At 64.1% G+C, this 3835-nt stretch carries 6 protein-coding genes; 2 read left to right on the top strand and 4 right to left on the bottom strand.

Translation table 11 applies throughout. The features are described 5' to 3' along the window. The 4 genes from AX703_RS00050 to rimP form a co-directional block, all read right to left on the bottom strand. A partial coding sequence (locus AX703_RS00050) for a translation initiation factor IF-2 associated domain-containing protein (RefSeq protein ID WP_197423564.1) occupies positions 1-185 on the bottom strand: 185 nt, incomplete at its 3' end. A 5-nt stretch (positions 186-190) separates the two neighbouring features. After that, positions 191-925, bottom strand: coding sequence for a DUF448 domain-containing protein (locus tag AX703_RS00045; protein WP_062341717.1), 735 nt, complete (start codon positions 923-925; stop codon positions 191-193). Further along, positions 906-2540, bottom strand: a complete 1635-nt coding sequence (gene nusA / locus AX703_RS00040; RefSeq protein WP_039338736.1) for a transcription termination factor NusA — start codon at positions 2538-2540, stop codon at positions 906-908. The genes AX703_RS00045 and nusA overlap by 20 nt, the downstream gene beginning before the upstream one ends. Before the next feature lie 3 nt (positions 2541-2543). Next, the gene (gene rimP, locus AX703_RS00035; protein ID WP_062341715.1) at positions 2544-3104 is read right to left on the bottom strand and encodes a ribosome maturation protein RimP; all 561 of its coding nucleotides are present in this window, start codon (positions 3102-3104) and stop codon (positions 2544-2546) included. Positions 3105-3436: 332 nt separating this feature from the next. Between rimP and AX703_RS28615 the strand changes: the two genes are divergently transcribed. Continuing rightward, positions 3437-3568: a hypothetical protein gene (locus tag AX703_RS28615; RefSeq protein WP_255355009.1), complete on the top strand. Its 132-nt coding sequence runs from the start codon at positions 3437-3439 to the stop codon at positions 3566-3568. Next, positions 3568-3792 carry a PspC domain-containing protein gene (locus AX703_RS00030; RefSeq protein ID WP_062341712.1) on the top strand — a complete coding sequence of 75 codons (225 nt, stop codon included), beginning with the start codon at positions 3568-3570 and terminating at the stop codon, positions 3790-3792. The genes AX703_RS28615 and AX703_RS00030 overlap by 1 nt, the downstream gene beginning before the upstream one ends. The last annotated feature ends 43 nt before the right edge of the window (positions 3793-3835 follow it).

Below are 3835 nucleotides of genomic sequence, written 5' to 3'. Positions count from 1 at the left end.
GCGGCAGGCGCAGCAACAGGAGCGGCCTCGCCGGGCCGGCCCATCAGCTTGCGCCGCTTCACTTCGACCACCACCTTGTTGGTGCGACCATGGCTGAAGGTCTGCTTGACCTCTCCCGCCTCCACCGAGGTCTTCAGACCCAGCGGCCTACGGCCCAGTGTCGGCTTCTTGTCGCTATCGCTCATCGAACTCATTCGCCCTTCGTATCAATATCGTCGTTCGCCACTGCACCCGTTTCGGATCCGGCGGCTTCAGTCTCGTTTCCGAGAAAATGTATCAGGCGCTGCAGCGGCGCTTGCAGCCTTGCGGCGGCAGCGGGGTCGGTCAGCGCGACGTGAACGACGTTGTCGCGGCCCAATGCCACAGACAGCGCCGCTCGGTCCAGCGGCAAGATGACACCTTTCATCCCCGAACCCTCGGCGCCTTCGCCCACGCGCCAGGCTTGCGCCAGCTTGTTGGGTCCATCGGTGCCGGCGTCGGAGGCATGGCCGAGGAACGTCACAGCCCCCGCCCGGCAGCCTTGCGCAATCTTCTCTGTGCCCAGCAGCACATTGCCCGCCCGCAGCTCGATGCCGAGCCGGTCGGTCACCAGGCGACGCAGCGCCTGTTCGATGCGTTCGGGAAGATCGGCCGGAATGGACAGCGCAGCACCCTTGAAGGCACGCGCCAGCGCTCCCTTAAGTTTGCCATTGGCAATCGCTTTTTCAAGGGCTTGCCGGTCCACGCCGATCCAGGCCCCGCGCCCGGGGGCACGCGCCATCACGTCAGGCAGCACGCCGCCATCGGGCGAGATGGCAAGACGCGTCAGTTCGTCCCGCGCATCATGGCGCCCGGTCAGCACGCACTTGCGCTCCGGCGAGGCCTTCCCCGCCGGTGCAGTGCCGGAGATGTCGGAGCTTAGCGGCTCATTGTGAGGAATCCGCATCGGCGGCCTCCTCAGCTACTGGCTCGTCATCGAACCAGTGGGCACGCGCGGCCATGATGATCTCGTTGCCCTGTTCTTCGCTCAGGCCATACTCGCCCAGCACGCCACCCTTGTCCTCGACGCGCTCGGGGCGATCGCTCTTTTCGCGCGGGCCCTTGTCGTTGCGGCGGCGCTGTTCGGCGCGCTTCTTGGCGATCAGCTCGTCGGTGGCAAGGTCCGCCAGGTCGTCAAGCGTCTTGATACCGGCCTTGCCCAGCGTGACGAGCATCGCTTCGGTCAGGTGCGGCAGCTCGGCCAGCGCATCTTCGACGCCAAGGCCACGGCGCTGTTCGCGCAGGGCTTCCTCGCGGCGCTCGATCGCCTCGGCAGCGCGGCTCTGGAGTTCTTCCGCCAGCTCTTCGTCGAAGCCCTCGATCGTCGCCAGTTCGCTGGTCTCGATGTAGGCGACTTCTTCCAGCTCGGTGAAGCCTTCGGCCACCAGCAGCTGCGACAGCGTCTCGTCGACGTCGAGTTCTTCCTCGAACATCTTCGAACGCTCGGCGAATTCCTTCTGGCGCTTCTCCGAAGCTTCCGCCTCGGTCATGATGTCGATGGCCGAACCCGTCAGCGACGAGGCCAGACGCACGTTCTGGCCGCGACGACCGATGGCGAGCGATAGCTGGTCATCGGGCACGACGACTTCGATGCGGCTCTCTTCCTCGTCGATCACCACGCGGCTGACCGTAGCGGGCTGCAGCGCGTTGACCACGAACGTCGCGGTGTCCTCGCTCCAGGGAATGATGTCGATCTTTTCGCCCTGCAGTTCCTGCACGACGGCCTGGACGCGGCTGCCCTTCATGCCGACGCAGGCGCCGACCGGGTCAATGCTCGAATCGCGGCTGATCACGCCGATCTTCGCGCGCGAGCCCGGATCGCGGGCAGCAGCCTTGATCTCGATGATGCCGTCGTAGATCTCGGGCACTTCCTGCGCGAAGAGCTTCTTCATGAACTCGGGGTGCGCGCGGCTAAGGAAGATCTGCGGCCCGCGATTCTGGCGCTCGACCTTCATGATCAGCGCGCGGACGCGCTCGCCCACGCGCGGCACTTCGCGCGGGATCTGCTGGTCGCGGCGGATCACGCCCTCGGCGCGGCCGAGGTTCACGATCACGTGGCCGAATTCGACCGACTTGATCACGCCGGTGATCACTTCGCCCGCGCGATCCTTGAACTCGTCGTACTGGCGATCCCGCTCCGCATCGCGGACCTTCTGGAAGATCACCTGCTTGGCCGACTGCGCGTCGATGCGGCCCAGGTCCACCGGCGGCAGCGGATCGACGATGAAGTCGCCAACCTTGGCGCCCGGCTGCAGCTTTTCGGCAGCCTTGAGGTCAACCTGCTTGAAGTAGTCCTCGACTACTTCGACCACTTCCACGACGCGCCACAGGCGCAGGTCGCCGGTGCGCGGATCGAGCTTGGCGCGAATGTCGTTCTCGGCGCCATAACGGTTGCGCGCCGACTTCTGTATTGCCTCTTCCATCGCCTCGATGACCACCGACTTGTCGATCATCTTCTCGGTGGCAACCGCGTTGGCGATTGCAAGCAGTTCGGCGCGGTTGGCGGAAATCGCACTGGCCATGGGTCAGTCTTCCTGTTCTTCGAGAATTTCGTCCGCACCGCTGGTATCCAGCGGCCGGGAAGCGGCAATAAGCTTGTCCGTCAGGATCAGCTTGGCATTGGCAACGAGGGCGAACGGCACCTCGAACACGATACCATCGTCCTCGATCGAAATGGTCTGGGTTTCGGCATCGAAGCCGGCAAGATCGCCACGGAAACGCTTGCGCTCGCCCAGCAGCTCGGAAAGCTCGATGCGAGCCTCCTGCCCGACCCAGGCGGCAAAGTCCTTGGGTCGCGTCAGCGGACGGTCGATGCCGGGCGATGACACTTCAAGGCGATAGGCGTCTTCGAGCAGCACTTCGCCCGCCTCTTCCAGTTCGTCGAAGCGGTCGGAAATGCGATTCGACAGCGCGGCGCAGTCCTCGATCACCAGCTGGCCGGTCTCTGGCCGCTCCGCCATGACCTGAAGCGTATGCTCCTCGTCACCGATCTCGCCGCCCTTGAAATAGCGCACGCGTACGAGATCGAAGCCCAAGGCCTTGGCCTCCGGTTCGATAACTTCCGCGATCCGCGCGATATCCGCCATGCAATCTCCAATAAGCCGAATGGCAAAAGCGGGTCACTGCCGGTGCCCGGTGGCACCAGCCTGACCTTGCTTTCACAATGTCGGGATGAGGCGCAAATAGGCCCGGTCGCGTAAAAAAGCAAGCTGCAAAGCGCGTCAGCAGCAGCGGTGAAGACAACACGCTCGCCAATTAATGGGGAATTTCACCACTGTTCAGGAGCGGGAAAGATGCCGAGGTTCCGCCCGACCGCCGTGATCCGCAGAAATCCGCCATTCCGCTAGTTTGGCACGGCCCATGCAACGCTGGTCGCTTAAGCCATAACGGCTCAAACAATTACCGTGAGGACAAGATCATGACCGCCATCACCAACCGCATCGCCGCCGCAGCAACCGCTTTCGCCCTCAGCCTCGCGCTGATTGCCGGCACTGTCCACACCCCCGTCAACACCACTTCGGCGCCCGCCGCCATGCAGGAGATGATCTGATGAGCCAGCTTCGCTTCGACGACTCGGCCCCCCGCCCGATCGAGACCACTCGCGGTTTCCGCCTCGACAAGGTCAACGGCAAGATAATGGGCGTCTGCTCGGGCATTGCCAACTACTTCAACGTGGATGTCACGCTGGTCCGCGTCGCCTTCGCCCTCGGCACCCTGCTCGGCTTCGGCTCGGCAGTGCTGGTCTACCTGCTGATCGGCCTGATCGCCGACTGAGCGCTGACCTCTCTTGCGGGTCCTTTCCAGCCCGCCCGCAAGC

It is taken from the genome of Novosphingobium sp. CCH12-A3, from assembly GCF_001556015.1.
Classification (GTDB): Bacteria; Pseudomonadota; Alphaproteobacteria; order Sphingomonadales; family Sphingomonadaceae; genus Novosphingobium; species Novosphingobium subterraneum.
The sequence above is the reverse complement of the archived record's forward strand: the minus strand, read 5'-3'. Positions and strand labels throughout refer to the sequence as shown.

Bases quoted from the DNA above. Each gene is read 5' to 3' on its own strand.
- rimP (WP_062341715.1), bottom strand. From the start codon at position 3,104: ATGGCGGATATCGCGCGGATCGCGGAAGTTATCGAACCGGAGGCCAAG.
- nusA (WP_039338736.1), bottom strand. From the start codon at position 2,540: ATGGCCAGTGCGATTTCCGCCAACCGCGCCGAACTGCTTGCAATCGCC.
- AX703_RS00030 (WP_062341712.1), top strand. From the start codon at position 3,568: ATGAGCCAGCTTCGCTTCGACGACTCGGCCCCCCGCCCGATCGAGACC.
- AX703_RS00045 (WP_062341717.1), bottom strand. From the start codon at position 925: ATGCGGATTCCTCACAATGAGCCGCTAAGCTCCGACATCTCCGGCACT.
- AX703_RS28615 (WP_255355009.1), top strand. From the start codon at position 3,437: ATGACCGCCATCACCAACCGCATCGCCGCCGCAGCAACCGCTTTCGCC.